The organism is Rhodobacter capsulatus (assembly GCF_052363175.1).
Lineage (GTDB): Bacteria > Pseudomonadota > Alphaproteobacteria > Rhodobacterales > Rhodobacteraceae > Rhodobacter > Rhodobacter capsulatus_D.
Window position 1 is genome coordinate 492616 of sequence record NZ_CP198946.1, and the last position, 18545, is coordinate 511160.

Sequence of the window (18545 nt, forward strand, 5' to 3'; positions counted from 1 at the left end):
GCTTTGCAGAATCAACCGTAAGCCGCCACCGGGGTGCCCGCCAGCACGGCGACGTTCAGCAGGCCGCGCGTGGTGATCGAGGGGGTCACGATATGCGCCCGGTTCCCCATTCCCATCAGAATTGGCCCGACCTCCAGCCCGTTCGCCTTCGCCTTGAGGATGTTGCGCACCCCCGAGGCGGCGTCGGTATTGGCAAAGACCAGCACATTCGCCGATCCTTCCAGCCGCGACTCGGGCAGCAGCCGGGCGCGAATTTGCGGATCGAGCGCGGCATCGATATGCATCTCGCCCTCGTAGACGAAATCGGGCTCGCGGGTGTCGAGCCGTTCCAGCGCCGCACGCATCCGTCGCCCGGAATCGGTGTCGAGGTTGCCGAACTGGCTGTGCGAACACAGCGCGACCTTGGGCGCGAGGCCAAACCGGCGCACATGCCGCGCCGCCGCCATCACCGTGGCGGTGATCTCGTCCGGCGTCGGTTCGTGATGCACATGGGTGTCGGCGATGAAGAGCGGCCCGTCTTCCAGGATCATCAGGCTGAGTGCGCCCACCGGATGCAGCCCGCCCCGCGCCAGCACCTGTCGCACATAGCCAAGGTGCCACAGATATTGCCCGAAGGTGCCGCAGATCAGGCTGTCGGCATCGCCCTGATGCACCATGATCGCGCCGATGGCGGTGGTGTTGGTGCGCAGGATCGCGCGGGCCAGATCGGGGGTGACGCCGCGCCGGGCCATCAGCCCGTAATAAGTCTCCCAATAGCTGCGGTAGCGGGCGTCGTGTTCGGGGTTCACCACCTCGAAATCGCGCCCGGGCACGAGCGACAGCCCGGCCCGTTCCGCCCGCCGTTCGATCACCTCGGGGCGGCCGATCAGGATCGGTTTCACCGTGGTTTCCTCGATCATCGCCTGCGCCGCGCGCAGCACGCGCTCATCCTCGCCCTCGGCAAAGACGACGCGACGGGCGGCGGTGGCGGCAGCCTCGAAGACCGGCCGCATCAAGAGCGACGAGCGCACGACCGAGCCTTCAAGCTTGCGCCGATAGCCGTCAAGATCGGCAATCGGCCGGGTGGCGACGCCGGTTTCCATCGCGGCCTTGGCGACCGCGGTCGAGACGGTGGCGATCAGGCGCGGGTCGAAGGGCTTCGGGATCAGGTAATCCGGGCCGAAGGTCAGCTTCTCGCCGCGATAGGCGGCGGCGGCTTCGGCCACGGTGGTGGCGCGGGCAAGCGCCGCGATCCCTTCGATGCAGGCCAGCTGCATCTCGTCATTGATCGTCGTGGCCCCCACGTCCAGGGCGCCGCGGAAGATGAAGGGGAAGCACAGGACGTTGTTGACCTGATTGGGGAAATCGCTGCGGCCGGTGGCGATGATCGCCTCGGGCGCGACCGAGCGCACCGCCTCGGGCAGGATCTCGGGCGTCGGATTGGCGAGCGCAAAGACGATCGGGCGCGGCGCCATCCGCGCCACATGGTCGGGGGTCAGCACGCCGGGACCGGAAAGGCCCAGGAACAGATCCGCCCCTTCGATCACGTCATCGAGCGTCCGCTTCGTCGTCGGCTGCGCGTAAGTGGCCTTGAGCGGGTTCATGTCGACTTCGCGGCCCTGATAGACCAGTCCGTGAATGTCGCAGAGCCAGACGTTTTCGCGCCGCACACCGAGTTTCACCAGCATGTTCAGACAGGCGATCCCCGCCGCGCCACCGCCGGTCGAGACGATCTTGATCTCGTCAAACCGCTTGCCCGCGATGCGCAGGGCGTTCGTGGCGGCCGCGCCGACGACAATCGCCGTGCCGTGCTGGTCGTCGTGAAAGACCGGGATCTTCATCCGCTCGCGGCAGATCCGCTCGACGATGAAGCAATCGGGGGCCTTGATGTCTTCAAGGTTGATGGCGCCGAAGCTGGGTTCCAGTGCGCAGACCAGATCGGCCAGTTTTTCCGGGTCGGGCTGGTTCACTTCGATATCGAAGGCGTCGATATTGGCGAATTTCTTGAACAGAACCGCCTTGCCTTCCATCACCGGTTTCGCGGCGAGCGGCCCGATATTGCCGAGCCCCAGAACCGCGGTGCCATTCGTCACCACGGCGACCAGATTGCCCCGCGCGGTGTAGCGCGCGGCCTCGGCCGGGTCGGCCTTGATCTCGAGGCAGGCTTCGGCGACGCCCGGCGAATAGGCGCGGCTCAGGTCGAGGCCGTTGGCGAGCGGCTTCGTGGCGCGGATTTCCAGCTTTCCGGGCTTCGGAAATTCGTGGTAATCCAGCGCCGGATGGCGTGCGGACGGGTGACGTTCGTCGGTCATGAGCCTCTCCCTGAAGATGGTTCAGCCTTAAACCAATTCCATATCGCCGGGAAGCGTTGATAGCGCAAGCGGGCACCCCCCTTGCGCTGCCGCCCCGCCCGGCGCAGGATCACCCGAACCGAACCCTTTGCCGGAGGCGGACGATGTCCCTGCTCGATGCCGCGCGCGATGTGCGCGAGAATGCCTATGCTCCCTATTCGAAATTCAAGGTGGGGGCGGCGGTGCGGGGGGCCTCTGGCACGATCTATCGCGGCGTGAACGTGGAAAACGTCGCCTACCCCGAGGGCACCTGTGCCGAGGCGGGCGCGATTGCCGCGATGGTGGCCGCGGGCGAGACCGAGCTGGTCGAGGTCGCGGTGATCGCCGACAGCCCGGCGCCGGTGCCGCCCTGTGGCGGCTGTCGGCAGAAGCTGGCCGAGTTCGGGCGCGGTTCGGTGCCGGTGACGCTGGCGACGACCGCGGGCGCGCGGCTCGACACCACCATCGGCGATCTGCTGCCGGGCCGGTTTGACGCCAGCCACATGGACAACGTCTGATGGACGCCCGCTCGATCATCATGGCCGTGCGCGACGGCGCGGGCCTCGCGCCCGAGGCCGCCGCCTGGTTTGCCAAGGGGCTCGCCGATGGCACGGTTTCGGACGCGCAGGCGGGGGCTTTCGCGATGGCGGTTCTGTGCCGCGGCATCGGTCCTGCGGGCCGGGTGGCGCTGACGCAGGCGATGCGGGACTCGGGGCAGGTGGTGCGCTGGGATCTGCCCGGCCCGGTGGTCGACAAGCATTCGACGGGCGGCATCGGCGATTCCGTGTCGCTTCTGCTTGCTCCGGCGCTGGCGGCCTGCGGCGTCTATGTGCCGATGATCTCGGGGCGCGGGCTGGGCCATACCGGCGGCACGCTCGACAAGATGGAATCCATTCCCGGTTACAAATCGCTGCCCGGCATCGAGGCGCTTCGGAAGGTCGTGGGCGAGGTCGGCTGCGCCATCGTCGGCGCGACCGAGGAAATCGCCCCGGCTGACAAGCGGCTTTACGGCATCCGCGATATCTCGGGCACGGTCGAAAGCATCGATCTGATCACCGCCTCGATCCTGTCGAAGAAACTTGCGGTCGGGCTTGGGGCCTTGGTGCTCGACGTTAAGGTCGGCTCGGGCGCCTTCATGGCCACGGTCGAAGACGCGCAGGCGCTGGCGGAAAGTCTGGTGAAGACGGCGAATGACGCGGGCTGCCGGACCTCGGCCTTGATGACCGACATGAACCAGAGCCTCGGGCAATCGGCGGGCAATGCGCTGGAAGTGCTTGAGGTGATGGAGACGCTGACCGGCACCTCGGTCAACGAGGCGCTGTGGGATGTGACCTCGGCTTTGGGGGGCGAGGTGCTGATGCTGGCGGGCAAGGCGGCGAGCCTTGATGATGGCGCCGCGCTGATCGACACGGCGATCGAGACCGGCCGCGCCGCCGAGAAATTCGGGCAGATGGTCGCGGCGCTGGGCGGGCCGCTCGATTTCGTCGAGCGTTATCCCGACCGGCTTCCGGCCGCGCCGGTAATCGTGCCGGTGCCCGCGCCGCGCGCCGGGTTCGTGGCGCGGGTCAACGGGCGGGCTTTGGGCGAGGCGGTGGTGCGTCTGGGCGGCGGGCGTCTGGTTGGCAGCGACCGGATCAACCCCTCGGTCGGGCTGACCGGGCAGGCGGTGATCGGCGAGGAAATGGTGCGCGGCGAGGCCTTGGCGCTGGTCCATGCCCCCGATCAGGCCCGGGCCGAGCGGGCGGTGGCGGCGGTTCTGGCCGCCTATCAGCTCTCCGAGGAACCGCCCGAAGAGCCGCCGCTGATCCATTGCCGGATCGGGCCGGAGGACGTCTGATGGCCCGTGCTTTTCTCATCGTGATGGATTCCGTTGGTATCGGTGGCGCCCCGGATGCCGCCGCCTTCTTCAACGAGGGCCGCCCGGACACCGGGGCGAACACGCTTGCCCATATCGCCGCGGCCTGTGCCGAGGGGCGGGCGGAAGACCGGCGATCCGGGCCGCTCAAGCTGCCGCATCTCGATGCGCTGGGCCTTTCGGCGGCTGTTGCACTCGCTTCCGGTGTTGCCCCCGCGGGGCTTGGCGTAGACCCTCAGGGCCTTTGGGGCGCCGCGACGGAAGTTTCAAAAGGCAAGGATACCCCATCGGGTCACTGGGAGCTGGCCGGGGTGCCGGTGCCGTGGGACTGGCATTACTTCGTTGACACGAAAGGCAGTTTTCCGGCCGATCTGGTGGAGTTTGTCGCGAGGGCCGCGGGAACCGCAGGCATTCTGGGCAATTGCCACGCCCCGGGCACCGCGATCATCGAGCGGCTTGGCGCGGAGCATCTGCGCACCGGCTGGCCGATCTGCTACACCTCGGCCGACAGCGTCTTTCAGATCGCCGCGCATGAGGAAAGCTTCGGGCTCGACCGCCTTCTGCAGCTGTGCCGCGATGTGGCCCCCCGCCTGCATGCGATGAAAGTCGGCCGCGTCATCGCCCGCCCCTTCACCGGCGCGCCCGGCGCCTTCACCCGCACCCCGAACCGGCGCGATTTCGCCATCGAACCACCTGCGCCGACCGTGCTCGACTGGGTCGAGGTCGCGGGTCGCGTGACCCATGCCATCGGCAAGATCGGCGACATCTTTTCCCATCGCGGCATCACCCATCTGCACAAGGGCAAGAGCGACGCCGACCTTATGGAGCATCTGATCCGCCTTGGGTCCGAGGCAGAGGAGGGCAGCCTGACCTTCGCCAATTTCGTCGAGTTCGACAGCCTCTGGGGGCATCGGCGCGACGTGTCGGGCTATGCCCGCGCGCTGGAATGGTTCGACGCCTGTCTGGGCCGCTTTCTGCCGACCCTGCGCCCGGGCGATCTGGCGCTTTTCACCGCCGATCATGGCAACGACCCGACATGGTCGGGCACCGACCACACCCGCGAGCGGGTGCCGGTGCTGGGTCACGGGCTTGGGTTGCGCCCGGTGGGGCAGGTCGCCTATGCCGACATCGGCGCGTCGATCGCGACGCATCTGGGCGTGGCCCCGCACGGCCCCGGCCGCAGTTTTCTTTGAAAGGACAAGACCATGGATCAACAGGTCACCGTCGTCGATCACCCGCTGGTGCAGCACAAACTGACCTTGATGCGGGAAAAGGATACCTCCACCGCGTCCTTCCGCCAGCTTCTGCGCGAAATCAGCCTGCTGCTGGCCTATGAGGTCACGCGCGGGCTCGATCTGACCACGAAGCGCATTGAGACGCCGCTGTGCGAAATGGATGCGCCGATCCTTGAGGGCAAGAAACTCGCGCTGATCTCGATCCTGCGGGCGGGGAACGGGCTTCTCGATGGCATCCTCGAGCTGATCCCGGCGGCGCGGGTGGGTTTTGTCGGGCTTTACCGCGATCCGGAAACCCTGCAGCCGGTGCAGTATTACTGCAAGGTGCCCGCGGAACTCGAAGACCGGATGGTGATCGTCGTCGATCCGATGCTGGCGACGGGCAACAGCTCGGCCGCGGCGGTGCAGCTGATGAAGGACAAGGGCGCGAAGAACATCCGCTTCCTGTGCCTGCTCGCCGCCCCCGAAGGCATCGCGCGGATGCGCGCCGCGCACCCGGATGTGCCGATCGTCACGGCGTCCATCGACAACCACCTGAACGATCATGGATATATCGTTCCGGGTCTAGGGGATGCGGGTGACCGCATGTTCGGCACCAAATAGGCCGATTTTCCTTTACTCTGCAACAATTGTGCTGCACTTTTTCCGCAAAGATCATCGGGGGATGACATGCGGCGGTATGGTTGGTTGTTGGTCGCGACGGCAGTTGCGGCCGCGATGGGGGGCACGACCGCCCTCGCAGAGATGAATCTCAATGGTCCGGCAGAAGTGCCGTCCCCGTCGTTCAAGGGGCGGCAATATGTCGACAGCGCGGGGTGTGTCTTCGTGCGCGCGGGCTATGGCGATGCCGTGAACTGGGTGCCGCGCGTCGATCGCACGAAGAATCAGCTTTGCGGATACACGCCCACCTTCAAGACGGGGCAGGCGGTTCTCGACATCGCCAAGGTCGGGCCCGCGGCCCCGGCGTCGTCGGCAAAGCCCTCGCCGACGGTCGTGCCGACAAGCGCCGCCGCCCCGACATCTGTCGCGACGGCGGCGCCGGTCAAACCCTCGAAATCGCCCTTCGCGCCGACGCCTTTCGTCGGCAAGCCGATGGAGACCATCGCCACCACCGAAACCCCGCCCCGGATCGGCCCGGCCGCGGCCACCACGGCCGCACGTCCCGTGGCGCCCGTCGCCGCAACGCCGGTGCGGGTGGCCGTCGCGGCGCCCCCCCCGGCGGTCCCGCCGCAGACCGCAGCGATGCCGTCGCGCTCGGGCTATGTCTCGCCCTATGCGTTGAATGACGGCCCGGTTGCGACGACGCCGGACGTGCCCGCCTCTGCGCCGGTTGCGACGCCGGTCCGTGGCAGTGTGCGCTATCACAACACGCTTCCCGTTCCGGTTCAGATCGTTGGCACCGAGCCGGTGGCGGCGGTCGCGACCTCATGCCCGGCGGGCACGGGCTCGGCGCAGCGTTACCAGCTTTCGGACGGCCGATCCGTCGTGCGCTGCGGGGGGGCGGTCGACAACCCCGCCGCCTTCATCAACGCCGCCGCCGTGCCCGGACTGGTTGTCAGCTCGGCGCCGATGATGGGGGGGACAGGCTATGGTTCCTCGGCCTATGACGCGAGCGCCTATCCGGTCTCGACGACCGCGCCGATGGTCGGCGGCACGGGCTATGGTGTCAGCTATCAGGCGCAGTCCGTGGTTCAGGGTCCGGGCGGGATGACCCCGCAGCAGGCCTATGGCGCCGCGAGCCCCTATGCGCTGAACGCACAGCCAGCGCCCGTGCCGCAAGCCGCCGGGCGGATCTCGTCCAACAGCTATGCGCCGCCGCCGGTCTATGTGCGCTCGCCCGCCGGGCAGGTGACGCTGACCCCGATCGAAGTGGCGACGGATATCGGGCCGACCGGCTACGCCCCGGCCTTCGAAGACGGGCGTCTCAATCCCTTCCGCGGGCCGCGCACGGCGATGGGCGATGCGCAGCAGGGCGTGCTTTGGACCAATCAGGTTCCGGCGCGTCCCGTGAACGACAAGACACCGGCGCGCAAACGCATCGTTCCGGCCGAGCCCGTCTATGTCGCGCCCTATGGTCAGACAGAAACGCGGCTGTCGTCAAAATCCGTGGCCGCGCCCGTGGCAGCAGCCCCGCAGGCGGCCGGGCCGCGCTATCTGCAGGTGGGCACCTTCGCGGTGCCGGGCAATGCCGATGCGGCCAAGGCGCGTCTGGCCGCGGTTGGCCTGCCGGTCTCTGTGGCAACGACCGGGCGCGGTCTGACCGTGGTTCTGGCCGGTCCCTTTGCCGATGCACGTCAGGCGCTGACGACGGTGCGGGGCGCGGGCTTTGCCGATGTGATCCTGCGCTGAAAAGATCGTCCAAAGGACATCGCGGGCGGTTCCCTCAGGGGCCGCTCGTTTCCGTGTCCGGCGTTCAGGAACAGATGTCTTTCAGCGCCAGCCATTGATCATCGGCCAGAACCGGCTCGGGCGCGGGCGAGCCGCGGAACGGATCGGCCTCAATCAGACCCAGCGCCATCTCGCCTGTCGGGTCGATCGCATAGGCATAGGGGGTCGAGGAAACACCCGCGGCCTTGAAGGCGGTCAGCAACGCCTCGGTCTCGGCCTCGCTGTGCGCCATCGTCGTGGGGGTGGCCAGAACCTCGGCGCCATAGCCCTGCATCCGTTCGGCGGGCAGATTGCCCGTGGTCAGAAGCGTCAGCGCCACGGCACTGCCCGCCCAGCCAAGCGCCGCATGCAACGGATCTTCCGTCGACTGCGCCTGCAGCGCCGCGAGGATTGCCCCCGCCGCCACCTCGGGCGTGTCGGGGCCGGTCAGCGTGTCGGTCCCCAGCGCGACAACGCCACCGGGCAGAATCCGCGCCCCCTTCAGCCCGTGCGGCAAAACAGCGATCTCGCTGATGCCCTGCAGCCGGTTCGCCAGCGCCTCAAGCGCGGCATCGCCCTCGGTCGAATGGCAGGAGACGCCGGTGCTGCGCTCCATGTCCCGCAGCACCATCCGGCCGATATCGGTGCGCTTGGCGGTCGGCACCACCCGCACCGCCTGATCGATCATCGCCCCGGGCAGCCAGAACACCGCGCCTATAGCCAGCGCGACAAGGCCAAGGCTCCAGCCGATCCGCCGCAGACGCCCCGGATGCGGGCGTCGGGATTCGATCACTGCCTGAACCTTTTCGATCGCCTCGACCATCAGTTCGTCGCCGATCTCAAGCTCTTCGCCCGGCTCTTCGGAGGCGGTGTAAAGCGCGGGCTTTCCCCCCGGATTGCGCCGGATCAGCGCCGCGAGCGACCAATGCGCCACCGCCCGGTCCGACAGGTTGTCACGGATCACCAGCGTCGCATCGCCCAGCGACAGCAGAACCAGCCGCCGCTGCGCCTGCGGCGTTTCCCGCCACAATCCCTGCGCGGTAAGCATTTCATATTGCGGCAGCGCGGTCATTCTCGGCTTCGACTAAGGCTTGAGGCTTTTGCTCTCTTCCCCTCAAAGAATAGCGATTGGGGCTACAGGGTCAATTGCGTGATTCGTCGCCCTGTCGCAGGGCTGCAAGAGGTCGTTTTTGTGCCTGATAGCGTCTCATATGTCGGGAATGGACGCGCCAAACCGCAAACGGGCCGTCACATCTGGGGCAGGGACAGGGGGCAGCCGCAATGACGGACAAAAACCACACCGCGATGGCCGCGGCGGCGATATCGGGCTATGCGCTGATCATCGGCTTTACAGACAATTACGTGCGCGTCATCGCCTCGGAAATCGGGTTGTGGCAGTTCCATCTGACGCGCTCTCTGATGGTGGTTGTGCTGCTGCTAGTCGCCGTGCCGCTGTTCCGGCTGGATCTGCGGCCGCGGAACTTCCGCGCCGTGGCGGCGCGCTCGGTTGTGCATGGCGTGGCGATGCTGTGCTATTTCGGCAGTCTCGGCTTTCTGCCGGTGCCGCAGGTGGCGGCGGGTCTCTTTACCGCGCCGATCTTCGTTTTGCTGATCACCCGCTTCTTTTACGGCGAGCACATCGGCCTTGTCCGTATCGCCGCCGTGGCGATGGGTTTTGGCGGTATCCTTCTCGTGCTCGGCCCCGAGGCGGCGCGGATCGGCCCCGCCGCGGTGATCCCGGTGCTGGGCGGCGCGCTTTATGCGCTGGGCAATATCGCCACGCAGCGCTGGTGCCCCGGCGAAGGGGCGGTGACGCTGACCGCGGGCTTCTTTGCCATGCTCGGCATCCTTGGTGCCTGCGGGCTGGGGGTGCTGACGCTGTTCCCGATGGCGGGCGAGGGGACGCTTGCCTTCATCCTGCGCGGCCCGGCGGTGCCCTCGACCACGGTGCTGTTCTGGGTCTTCGCGCAGGCCCTGGGATCGCTGATCGCGGTGAGCCTGATGGTGAAGGGCTATCAGCTGGCCGATGCCACCCGCGCCTCGGTCTTCGAATATGTCGTGCTGCCCGCTGCCGCGCTCTGGGGCTTTCTGCTCTGGGGCGAGGTTCCGGGCTTGCGCGAATGGGCGGGCATGGCGCTGATCTGGCTTGCGGGTCTCGCGATCGTCGCGCGGGGGCGCTAGACTGCCCGCATGATCATCTCTCCGGGCCGTCGCTTCATCTTTGTCCATATCCCGAAAACCGGGGGCACGGCGCTGGCGCTGGCGCTGGAGGCGCGGGCGATGGCCGATGACATCCTGATCGGCGACACGCCGAAAGCGCAGCGCCGCAAGGGGCGGCTCAAGGGGGTGACGACGGCGGGGCGGCTGTGGAAGCATACGACGCTGGCCGAGGGGATCGGGCTTTATACCGAGGCTCAGGCGCGGGACTGGTTCACCTTCACCCTGGTGCGCAACCCCTGGGACCGGATGGTGAGCTATTACCACTGGCTGCGGGCGCAGAGCTTTGCTCATCCGGCGGTGGCCTTGGCGCAAGGTCATGATTTTGCGGGCTTCGTCGCGCATCCGCAGACCGTCGCCTCGGTCGGGGGGGCGCCCTATGGCAGTTACCTGCGCCTGCCCAACGGCACCGAGCCCGCAACCGCTTTCCTGAGGCTTGAACATCTTGAGGAGGACGGCGCCGCGCTCGAGGCGCATCTGGGCTTTCGTCTGTTTCCGCTCGCCCGCAGCAATGCATCAGAGCGGCGGGCGGACTGGCGCAGCTATTACGACGACGCGACCGCCGAACAGGTGGCCCGGATCGCTGCGGCTGATATCGCCCGCTTTCAGTACACCTTCTGAGCCGTTTACCTTCCCCCCCCCTGAAGTGTCGCGGCGATCTGCGGAAAGATTGCCGGATGGCCCGCATTGTTGTTCGTCTGGAAACGGCGCCTTGATTGCGCCCCAAACTTGCCGCGGAAACTCCCTTTGAATCACCCGAAATGGTGGCAGGAAATGCGGGTCTCGCCCGGGAGAAGACGAGGGAACGACGGATGTTCGGACTGACCACTTCCAAACGCGCGGACACCGGGGAAGACGCCCGGGACTTCAAGGATCTCGGCCTGTCGCAGCGGTTCGAAACGCAATCCGGTCTTGGTCAATCGCAAGGCATCGTTGCCGGAACCCGCATCGCGACTGCGACGGGCTGGCGCCCGGTCGAGGCGATGGCTCCGGGTGATCTGCTGATGACCTTCGATCATGGTCTGCGCCCGCTGGTCTCGGTGCAACGCAGCCATCTTTTCGCCGGTCGCAACGCCTGCCCGCGTCCGCTGATGCCGCTTGCCGTGCCGGTGGGGGCGCTCGGCAATGCCAGCCCGATGCTGCTTTTGCCCGAACAGAATGTGCTGGTCGAAAGCGATCTGGCCGAAGCGGTCTTCGGTGATCCTTTCGCGCTGATCCCGGCTGCGGCGCTTGAAGGCTATCGCGGCATCGACCGCATCACGCCGCATCAGCGCGTCGAGATCGTCACCCTGCACTTCGTCGAAGAAGAGGTGATCTATGCCAATGGCACCGGCCTGATCCATTGCGGTTCAGCCTCGGGCCAGTCCTTCGGCGCGATGATGGATGATCCGACAAGCTACATAGTCCTGCCGATGGACATGGCCCGCGCCATCGTCGCGCAGTTGATCGAGACAGACGATCAGGCGTCCCGCCTCTGACACCTGCACGCCTGTCTGATCGTTGGAAGGCTGCCGGATTGCCTCCCGGCAGCCTTTCAGTCGCGGTCGGGGGCCCCGCGCTTGCGCAGATGCGCCTCAAGCTTGCGCAGCAGCAGCGACAGTGTGACCGTCATCGCCAGATAGATCAGGGCGACGACATTGTAGGTCTCGAAATAGCGGAAGTTGCCCGCCGCCGTGACCTTGCCGAGCTGGGTGATGTCGGCCACGCCCAGCACCGACACAAGCGAGCTGTCCTTCACCATCGCGACGAAATCATTGCCCAAGGGCGGCAGCACGGTGCGGAAAGCCTGCGGAAAGATGATCAGCCGGAACCTGAGCCAGCCGTTCAGGCCAAGCGCCTTGGCCGCCTCGATCTGGCCGCGCTCGACTGACAGCAGACCAGCCCGAAAGACCTCGGCCAGAAAGGCGGCATAGGCGAGGATCAGCGCCAGCACCGCCCTTGCCAGCAGCGGGAAATCCCGCACCGAAGCCTCGGGCAGGCCAAGCGCGTTCCAGCCCGCCACCACCGCGGGCACCAGCGCGAAGGCGACGTACAGCAGCATCACGATGATCGGCACGCCGCGGATCACCTCGGTGTAGAACCGTGCCAGCTGGCGCCAGATCAGATGGCGCGAGAGCGAGGCGACAGCGAGCCCCAGCCCCAGCACCAGCGCGCCCGCAAAGGCAAAAAGCGTCACGAAGATGGTGATGCCGACGCCTTTCGACAGCGTGGCAAAGATCTTCGCATGCATCGGATCGGCGGCGACCGCCACGCCAAGCCCGAGGGCGGCCGCGCCAAGCGCCACCAGCCACCACGGGAAATCACGGTCGGCGTTGGGGCTCATTCCCCCATCTTGTAGTCAAGGAACCACTTCTTGTTCAGCGCCGCGAAGGTGCCATCGGCCTTCATCTCGGCGATGGCCGCATTGACCGGCGCCACAAGGTCCGAGCCCTTCGGGAAGATGAAGCCGAAATCCTCGGCGCCGAGTTTCTCGCCGATGATCTTCAAGGCGCCGTTCGAGGCCTTGGCATAGCCCTCGCCCGCGGTGGAATCGGTCAGCACCAGATCGACATCGCCCGCCCGCAGCGCCTCGACGCCCGCGCCGAAGGTCTCGAACATCTTGATGCGCGGGTTCGCCTCGTTGCCGTCAAGCAGGTCGTAGACCCCGACATAGAAGGGCGTCGTGCCCGGCTGCGCCGCCATCAGCAGATCCGGATTGGCGGCAAAGCTCTTGCCGTCGGTGAAGCGGCTTTCGTCGCCGCGCACCAGCATGATCATTTCCGAGCGCATGTAGGGGTCGGAGAAATCGACAGCGGTCTTGCGGTCGTCGCGGATGGTGATGCCGGTCATGCCGATATCATATTGCCCGGCGGACACGCCCGGGATCATCGCATCCCAGCTCGAATGGTCGTAGGTGACGGTCATGTGCAGCCGCTTCGCCATCTCGGCCATCGCGTCATATTCCCAGCCCACCGGCGTGCCCGCGCCATCGACGAATTGCAGCGGCGGATAGGCATCCTCGGTCACCACGGTGACGGTCCGGCCCGCCAGATCGGGCAGTTGGGCCAAGGCGGGCGAGGCGGCAAGCAGGGCTGCGGCAAGCAGGGGCAATTTCATCGGAAAGCTCCGGTTCGAGGGGTCGACCCAAGCTATTCCCGAGGGCGGGGGCTGTCCAGCCTCAGCCGCCGCACACCGGGCATGAGGGATCGCGCTTGACCTCGATGGTGCGGTTTTCGCCGTAAAGCGCATCGATCAGCTGCAGCTTGCCGCGCAGGCTGCTGCCCGCCTTGGTGATCTCCTTGATCGCCTCGGCCGCCATCATCGTGCCGAGGATCCCCGGGCAGGGCCGCCATCACGCCACCCTCGGCGCAGGTGGGGGCAAGCCCGGGGGCGGGGGCTTTTGTGGAAAAAGGCAGGCCAGACAGGGGCCGCCCGTCGCCGGGTGGTAAAGGCCGATCTGCCCCTCCCACTGCGAGATCGCAGCAGAAATCAGCGGCTTGCCCGCGGCGACACAGGCGCGGTTCACCAGCTGTCGGGTCTCGAAATCGTCGCAGCCATCCAGCACCAGATCATACTCCGCGATCAGACCTGCAGCGATCTCCTCGGTCAGGCGACGGTGATAGGGCTTGATCGCGATGAAGGGATTGAGCGCCTGCAGCGCCGTCTCGGCGGCAAAGACCTTCGGCTTGCCGATATCCTCGTCGCGGTAAAGCACCTGCCGCTGCAGGTTCGAATTGCTCACCTCGTCGTGGTCGATCACGCCCAGCGTGCCGACGCCTGCAGCGCTCAGATAGAGCAGCGCCGGCGAGCCGAGCCCGCCCGCGCCCACCACCAGCACCCGCGCGGATTTGAGCCGCCGCTGCCCGGTGCCCCCGATCTCGCGCAACAGCATGTGGCGGGAATAGCGGTTCAGCTCGGTTTTCGAAAATGGCCCTTCGGCAGGCGCTTCAGGCGTCACGGCGCGGGCGCGCAGCCGGGCCAGCGCCCAGCGATAGGCCTGCACGACCACCGCCACGACCCCAAGGCCGATCCACGCGGGCAGGCTGCCACCGACCAGTGCGGGCAGCGGATGGGCCGGGTCGGGAAAGAGCAGATGCACCAGAACGAAGGCGCCCCACAGGATTGCCAGCGTTCCCCACAAAAGGCCCGCGGGGGCGCGCAGTTTCCAGCCAAGGGCGGCGATGACGGCCAGCAGGATCAGTCCGGTCACGGCTCAGCCCTTGCCGGTCGAGCCAAAACCGCCCGCGCCGCGGTCGGTCTCGCCCAGATCTGCGACGATCTCGTAGCGCGCCTGCACGACCGGGGCGACGATCGCCTGCGCCACCCTTTCGCCATGCGTGATCGTATAGGCTTCGGCGCCGAAGTTGATCATCAAGACGCCGAGCGGGCCGCGATAATCGCTGTCGATCGTGCCGGGGCCGTTCGGCATTCCCAAGCCATGCTTGAAAGCCAGCCCCGAGCGCGGGCGGATCTGCATCTCGAACCCCTCGGGGATTTCGACGCGCAGCCCGGTCGGCACGATCGCCCGCCCCATCGGCGCCAGCACCAGTCCGGCTTCGCGGATTTCGGGCGGCAGATTGGCGCGAATGTCCGCCCCGGCCGCGCCTTGGGTTTCATAGCTCGGCAGCGCCACCGCCGGGTCAGCCCAGGCCTCGCGCAGCACCTTGATGATCGGCGTCATGCCTGCCCCTTCCGTTTTCCTTGCGTATTTGGACCAAGAAAAAACCAGCTGCTTTTTCTTGGCACAAATACGCCCCTTTCGCCCTGTCAGCCCGCGGTCAGCGCGGTTGCGATGCGCGCCGCCAGCCTGCGGGCCACTTCGTCCTTGCCCATCCGCGCCCAAGTCTCGGTCCCGGTATTGTCAAGGATTGTCACCGCGTTTTCGGTCCCGCCCATGATGCCGGTGCCCGGGCTGACGTCATTCGCCACGATCCAGTCGCAGCCCTTGCGGGCGCGTTTCGCCGTCGCATGGGCCGCGACATTCTCGGTTTCGGCGGCAAAGCCGACGACCAGTTTTGGCCGTCCCGTCGTCAGCTTCGAGACGGTGGCCAGAATGTCCGGGTTTTCGGCAAAGGCGAGCGCGGGCGCCTGACCAGAGCCATCCTTCTTCATCTTTTGCAGGCTGGCATTCGCCACCCGCCAATCGGCGACGGCGGCGGCAAAGATCGCCGCCTCGGCGGGCAGGGCGCTCTGCACCGCCGCCAGCATCTCGCGCGCGGTTTCGACTTTGACCACCCTCACCCCCGACGGCGGCGGAACCGAGGCCGGGCCGGTGACGAAGGTGACATTGGCGCCCAGATCGCGCAGCGCCGCGGCCAGCGCCGTGCCCTGCGCCCCCGAGGAGCGGTTGGCGATGTAGCGCACCGGGTCGATCGGCTCATGCGTCGGACCCGAGGTCACCAGCACATGCCGCCCCTTGAGCGGGCCATCCGCCAGCGCCGACTGAATCGCGGCCAAAATCTCTGCCGGTTCCGCCATCCGGCCAAAGCCATATTCGCCGCAGGCCATGTCGCCTTCGTTCGGGCCAACGGTCAGAACGCCATCCGCCTGCAACTGCTTCAGATTGCGCTGCGTCGCCGGGTGCTGCCACATCCGCACATTCATAGAGGGCGCGATCAGCACCCGCTTGTCGGTGGCCAGAAGCAGCGTCGAGGCCAGATCCCCCGCCAGACCCGCCGCCATCTTCGCCATCAGATCGGCGGTCGCGGGCGCCACCACCACCAGATCGGCGGCGCGGCTCAGCTGGATATGGCCGATCTCGGCCTCATGTGTCAGATCGAAAAGCGCCGTATGCGCGGCCTCGCCTGCGAGCGAGGAGACCGAGAGCGGCGTCACGAATTCCACCCCGGCTTTCGTCAGAACCGGGGTCACGGCATAGCCCGCGCCGCGCAGAAGCCGGATCAGTTCCGGTCCTTTCACCGCCGCGATGCCGCCGCCGATGATCAGCAGAATCCGTTTTGCCATGGGCCCCTCCGGTTTTGCCAAGGTGTAGGGCGGCGGCGGGGCTCGCGCAAGTTACTGAAAGGCCTTGCAGGGGTCTTCGCGCGGCGCGGGATCGGTGACGATCCACAGATCGAAGGGTTGGGTTCCCTCTGCCGGGCGTTCGAGTTGACCAAGCGACAGCAGGCGCACCCCCGGCTCGGCATGGGCAATCAGCGCAGGCACGGCGCGGTCTGTGCGGGCGTGACCCGAGCCGGTGATCAGCGCGACCGGCCCGCCGGTCTCGGCCAGCGCCGTGAGCGTCGCTTGCGCGAAGGCCGCATCGCGCAGCCGCTGCGCCGCGACCATTCCGGGCAAAAGCTCGGGCGGCAGGGCGTTGCAGTGATCCGCCTGCGTCTCGGCCTCAAGCCGGGCCTGCAGATCGGCAGGGTAGGGTTTGTCCAGACCGAAGCGCGCGGCCTCGGGGAAGACCTGCGCCAAGGGCTCCTTCATCGCGCGCCGCACCTGATCGCGGGGTAAAGCGGCGCCATAGATCCGCGCCGTGGGAGCGGCGGCAAAGATCGGCGCATACATCGAAAAATCCGGCCAGCCTGCGTCTTTCCAGCCCAGCACCTTGGCCAGTTCGTCAGGTTTGCCGATCAGGGCGGGGGTGACCTTCGCCGCCTGCGTCGGGTCGAGCATTTCGAAGACCAGTGCCTTCGGTTTCAGCGCCGCCACCGCCGCCGCCTGCGCGCGGTGATGCGCGGCATTGTCATGCACCTCGCCCAGCACGGCCACCTGCGGGGCCGCGGCAACAATCCGCGCGGGAAGGTCAGCGGCCGAAATCTCTTCGGCCGCGACCGGAGCCGCCAGCAGCAGCGCAACAAGACCCGCGAAACTCCTCATGCGAAGAAGCTTATCACCTCTTCGCTGCGGCTTTCCAGAGACTTGCGCATCTTGGTGAAGGCCTGCGCCTCCAGCTGGCGGATCCGTTCCTTCGACAGGCCAAGTTCCTCGCCCAAGCTTTCCAGCGTCCGCGGTTCGTCGATCAGGCGACGCTGCGCGACGATATAGCGTTCGCGGGCCGACAGTTGCCCCATCGCCTGCCCCAGCCAGTCGCGGATCTTAGCGCCATCATGGGCTTCGGTCACCCGTGCTTCGGGGCTGCCGCCCTCGTCTTCCAGCGTGTCGACCCATTCGCGGCCGTCCTCGTCATTCGACTGCGGCGCGTTCAGCGACAGGTCCGAGCCCGAAAGCCGCCCCTCCATCATCTCCACATCGGCCATCGAGACGCCGATCGAGATCGCCACCTTTTCGCGCAGCTGCGCGGCATCCAGAACCACACCCTCGGCCTCGGCCTCGCGCTGGATCTGCGCCTGCACGCGCTTGAGATTGAAGAACAGCGCCTTTTGCGACGAAGTCGATCCGGTGCGCACCATCGACCAGTTGCGCATCACGAATTCCTGGATCGAGGCCTTGATCCACCAGACCGCATAGGTTGAAAACCGCACGCCGCGATCGGGGTCGAACTTGTCGGCGGCTTTCATCAGCCCGAGCGACGCCTCCTGAATGAGGTCGTTCATCGGCGCGCCATAGCGGCGGAACTTCGAGGCCATCGAAATCGCAAGCCGCATATAGGCGCTCACAAGGCGGTGCAGGGCCGCCTCGTCACGTTTGTCCCGCCAGGCGCGGGCCAAGGCGGCTTCGGTCTCGGCGTCCAGATATTCCGCGCGCATCGCCTGCCGAGGAAGCGTGTCGTCGGTCATTCCATCGAGTGCCATGTCAGTCTCCCCGGGTCTCCCAACCCGCTGTTAGGCGTGCTCACTGCACCTACACTGACAGAAACGATCTGGAATGTCTCCAAGTTGCATTGTGCATCACAAAAAAATCACTGTGCAGGATTCACCATTGCGAAAAGGCGCCTAGATCTTAGCATTCGCGCGCAAAAGGGAGGCTGACATGGGCTATGAACTGGCGATCGGGGATCGGTCGTATTCAAGCTGGTCGCTGCGCGGCTGGCTCGTGTTCGCCAAGGCGGGCGTGCCGGTGAAGACCGTCTCGGGGCGGCTTTACAGCGATGATTTCAAAAGGCTTTTGGCGGAATTTGCGCTGGCGACGCTGGCCCCCGCATTGCGTCTGCCCTCGGGTGTCGTGATCGGGGAAACGCTGGCGATTGCCGAAACGATCGCCGAGCGTCACCCCGAAGCCGGGCTCTGGCCTGCCGATCCCGATGCCCGCGCGATGGCGCGCTGGTTGGCCTCGGAAATGCACGCGGGGTTCACCGCGTTGCGCAGCCATTGCCCGATGAACCTGCGGGTCAGCTATCTTGATTGCGCGCCGACCGAGGCGGTTCTGGCCGATCTGGCCCGCATCGAGTCGCTCTGGTCGATGGCGCGGACGGCCCATGGTGCGGGCGGTCCGTGGCTCTTCGGGCAGTGGTCGCTGGCCGATGCCTTCTTCGCCCCGGTGGCGGCGCGGATCGCGGGTTACAACCTGCCGGTCGGCCCCGAGGCCGCGGGTTATGTCGCGACCTGGCTCGCCGATCCGGAGTTCCGCGCCTGGCGCGAGGAAGGCCTGACCGAAGGCCCCGATCAGCCGTTCTACAAGCGCGACTGGCCGACCCGACCCTGGCCCGGCGACGCGCTGGGCTAAGGCGTTAACCCT

The 18545-nt window shown here is 66.8% G+C and carries 17 protein-coding genes and 1 pseudogene; 9 read left to right on the forward strand and 9 right to left on the reverse strand.

What is annotated here, in order from left to right; genetic code table 11:
• Positions 1 to 11 precede the first annotated feature (11 nt).
• The gene (locus tag ACTTAI_RS03210; protein ID WP_444454245.1) at positions 12 to 2291 is read right to left on the reverse strand and encodes an NADP-dependent malic enzyme; all 2280 of its coding nucleotides are present in this window, start codon (positions 2289 to 2291) and stop codon (positions 12 to 14) included.
• A 143-nt stretch (positions 2292 to 2434) separates the two neighbouring features.
• Between ACTTAI_RS03210 and ACTTAI_RS03215 the strand changes: the two genes are divergently transcribed.
• The 5 genes from ACTTAI_RS03215 to ACTTAI_RS03235 all read left to right on the forward strand — a co-directional run bounded on the left by ACTTAI_RS03215 (position 2435) and on the right by ACTTAI_RS03235 (position 7748).
• Positions 2435 to 2827 (forward strand): cytidine deaminase, encoded by a 393-nt coding sequence (locus tag ACTTAI_RS03215; protein WP_110804896.1) that lies wholly within the window; start codon positions 2435 to 2437, stop codon positions 2825 to 2827.
• Entirely contained in the window at positions 2827 to 4146 is a 1320-nt protein-coding gene (locus ACTTAI_RS03220; protein ID WP_444454247.1) for a thymidine phosphorylase, read from the forward strand. Before ACTTAI_RS03215 ends, ACTTAI_RS03220 begins: the two co-directional genes overlap by 1 nt.
• Positions 4146 to 5357, forward strand: a complete 1212-nt coding sequence (locus ACTTAI_RS03225) for a phosphopentomutase (RefSeq protein ID WP_444454248.1) — start codon at positions 4146 to 4148, stop codon at positions 5355 to 5357. The genes ACTTAI_RS03220 and ACTTAI_RS03225 overlap by 1 nt, the downstream gene beginning before the upstream one ends.
• A gap of 12 nt (positions 5358 to 5369) precedes the next feature.
• Positions 5370 to 6002: a uracil phosphoribosyltransferase gene (upp, locus tag ACTTAI_RS03230; RefSeq protein ID WP_444454249.1), complete on the forward strand. Its 633-nt coding sequence runs from the start codon at positions 5370 to 5372 to the stop codon at positions 6000 to 6002.
• 66 nt (positions 6003 to 6068) lie between these two features.
• A complete protein-coding gene (locus tag ACTTAI_RS03235) occupies positions 6069 to 7748 on the forward strand; it encodes an SPOR domain-containing protein (protein ID WP_444454251.1) in 1680 nt (559 codons plus the stop codon).
• A gap of 64 nt (positions 7749 to 7812) precedes the next feature.
• On the opposite strand, the gene ACTTAI_RS03240 is transcribed toward ACTTAI_RS03235, so the two are convergent.
• The gene (locus tag ACTTAI_RS03240; protein ID WP_444454253.1) at positions 7813 to 8838 is read right to left on the reverse strand and encodes a hypothetical protein; all 1026 of its coding nucleotides are present in this window, start codon (positions 8836 to 8838) and stop codon (positions 7813 to 7815) included.
• Between the two features lie 209 nt (positions 8839 to 9047).
• On the opposite strand from ACTTAI_RS03240, the gene ACTTAI_RS03245 reads away from it, so the two are divergent.
• The 3 genes from ACTTAI_RS03245 (at position 9048) to ACTTAI_RS03255 (ending at position 11461) form a co-directional block, all read left to right on the forward strand.
• Positions 9048 to 9947 carry a DMT family transporter gene (locus ACTTAI_RS03245; RefSeq protein ID WP_444454255.1) on the forward strand — a complete coding sequence of 300 codons (900 nt, stop codon included), beginning with the start codon at positions 9048 to 9050 and terminating at the stop codon, positions 9945 to 9947.
• A gap of 9 nt (positions 9948 to 9956) precedes the next feature.
• Complete coding sequence (locus ACTTAI_RS03250; RefSeq protein WP_444454257.1) at positions 9957 to 10604, forward strand: sulfotransferase family 2 domain-containing protein; 648 nt, start codon at positions 9957 to 9959, stop codon at positions 10602 to 10604.
• A 191-nt stretch (positions 10605 to 10795) separates the two neighbouring features.
• Positions 10796 to 11461 (forward strand): Hint domain-containing protein, encoded by a 666-nt coding sequence (locus tag ACTTAI_RS03255; RefSeq protein ID WP_444454259.1) that lies wholly within the window; start codon positions 10796 to 10798, stop codon positions 11459 to 11461.
• A 56-nt stretch (positions 11462 to 11517) separates the two neighbouring features.
• Here the strand turns inward: ACTTAI_RS03255 and ACTTAI_RS03260 are convergent, their stop codons facing one another.
• The 7 genes and pseudogenes from ACTTAI_RS03260 to ACTTAI_RS03290 form a co-directional block, all read right to left on the reverse strand.
• The gene (locus tag ACTTAI_RS03260; protein ID WP_444454261.1) at positions 11518 to 12306 is read right to left on the reverse strand and encodes an amino acid ABC transporter permease; all 789 of its coding nucleotides are present in this window, start codon (positions 12304 to 12306) and stop codon (positions 11518 to 11520) included.
• Entirely contained in the window at positions 12303 to 13079 is a 777-nt protein-coding gene (locus tag ACTTAI_RS03265) for a transporter substrate-binding domain-containing protein (protein ID WP_444454263.1), read from the reverse strand. The genes ACTTAI_RS03260 and ACTTAI_RS03265 overlap by 4 nt, the downstream gene beginning before the upstream one ends.
• A gap of 61 nt (positions 13080 to 13140) precedes the next feature.
• A pseudogene (locus tag ACTTAI_RS03270) lies at positions 13141 to 14172 on the reverse strand (HesA/MoeB/ThiF family protein).
• A 3-nt stretch (positions 14173 to 14175) separates the two neighbouring features.
• Positions 14176 to 14643 carry a dUTP diphosphatase gene (gene dut / locus ACTTAI_RS03275; protein WP_444454265.1) on the reverse strand — a complete coding sequence of 156 codons (468 nt, stop codon included), beginning with the start codon at positions 14641 to 14643 and terminating at the stop codon, positions 14176 to 14178.
• 86 nt (positions 14644 to 14729) lie between these two features.
• Complete coding sequence (gene coaBC, locus ACTTAI_RS03280) at positions 14730 to 15926, reverse strand: bifunctional phosphopantothenoylcysteine decarboxylase/phosphopantothenate--cysteine ligase CoaBC (protein ID WP_444454266.1); 1197 nt, start codon at positions 15924 to 15926, stop codon at positions 14730 to 14732.
• Positions 15927 to 15977: 51 nt separating this feature from the next.
• Positions 15978 to 16787: a ChaN family lipoprotein gene (locus tag ACTTAI_RS03285; RefSeq protein ID WP_444454268.1), complete on the reverse strand. Its 810-nt coding sequence runs from the start codon at positions 16785 to 16787 to the stop codon at positions 15978 to 15980.
• Positions 16784 to 17662, reverse strand: a complete 879-nt coding sequence (locus ACTTAI_RS03290) for an RNA polymerase factor sigma-32 (protein ID WP_444454270.1) — start codon at positions 17660 to 17662, stop codon at positions 16784 to 16786. Before ACTTAI_RS03290 ends, ACTTAI_RS03285 begins: the two co-directional genes overlap by 4 nt.
• A 178-nt stretch (positions 17663 to 17840) precedes the next feature.
• Here ACTTAI_RS03290 and ACTTAI_RS03295 point away from each other — a divergent pair, with 178 nt between their 5' ends.
• Positions 17841 to 18533 carry a glutathione S-transferase gene (locus ACTTAI_RS03295; protein WP_444454272.1) on the forward strand — a complete coding sequence of 231 codons (693 nt, stop codon included), beginning with the start codon at positions 17841 to 17843 and terminating at the stop codon, positions 18531 to 18533.
• Positions 18534 to 18545: the final 12 nt, after the last annotated feature.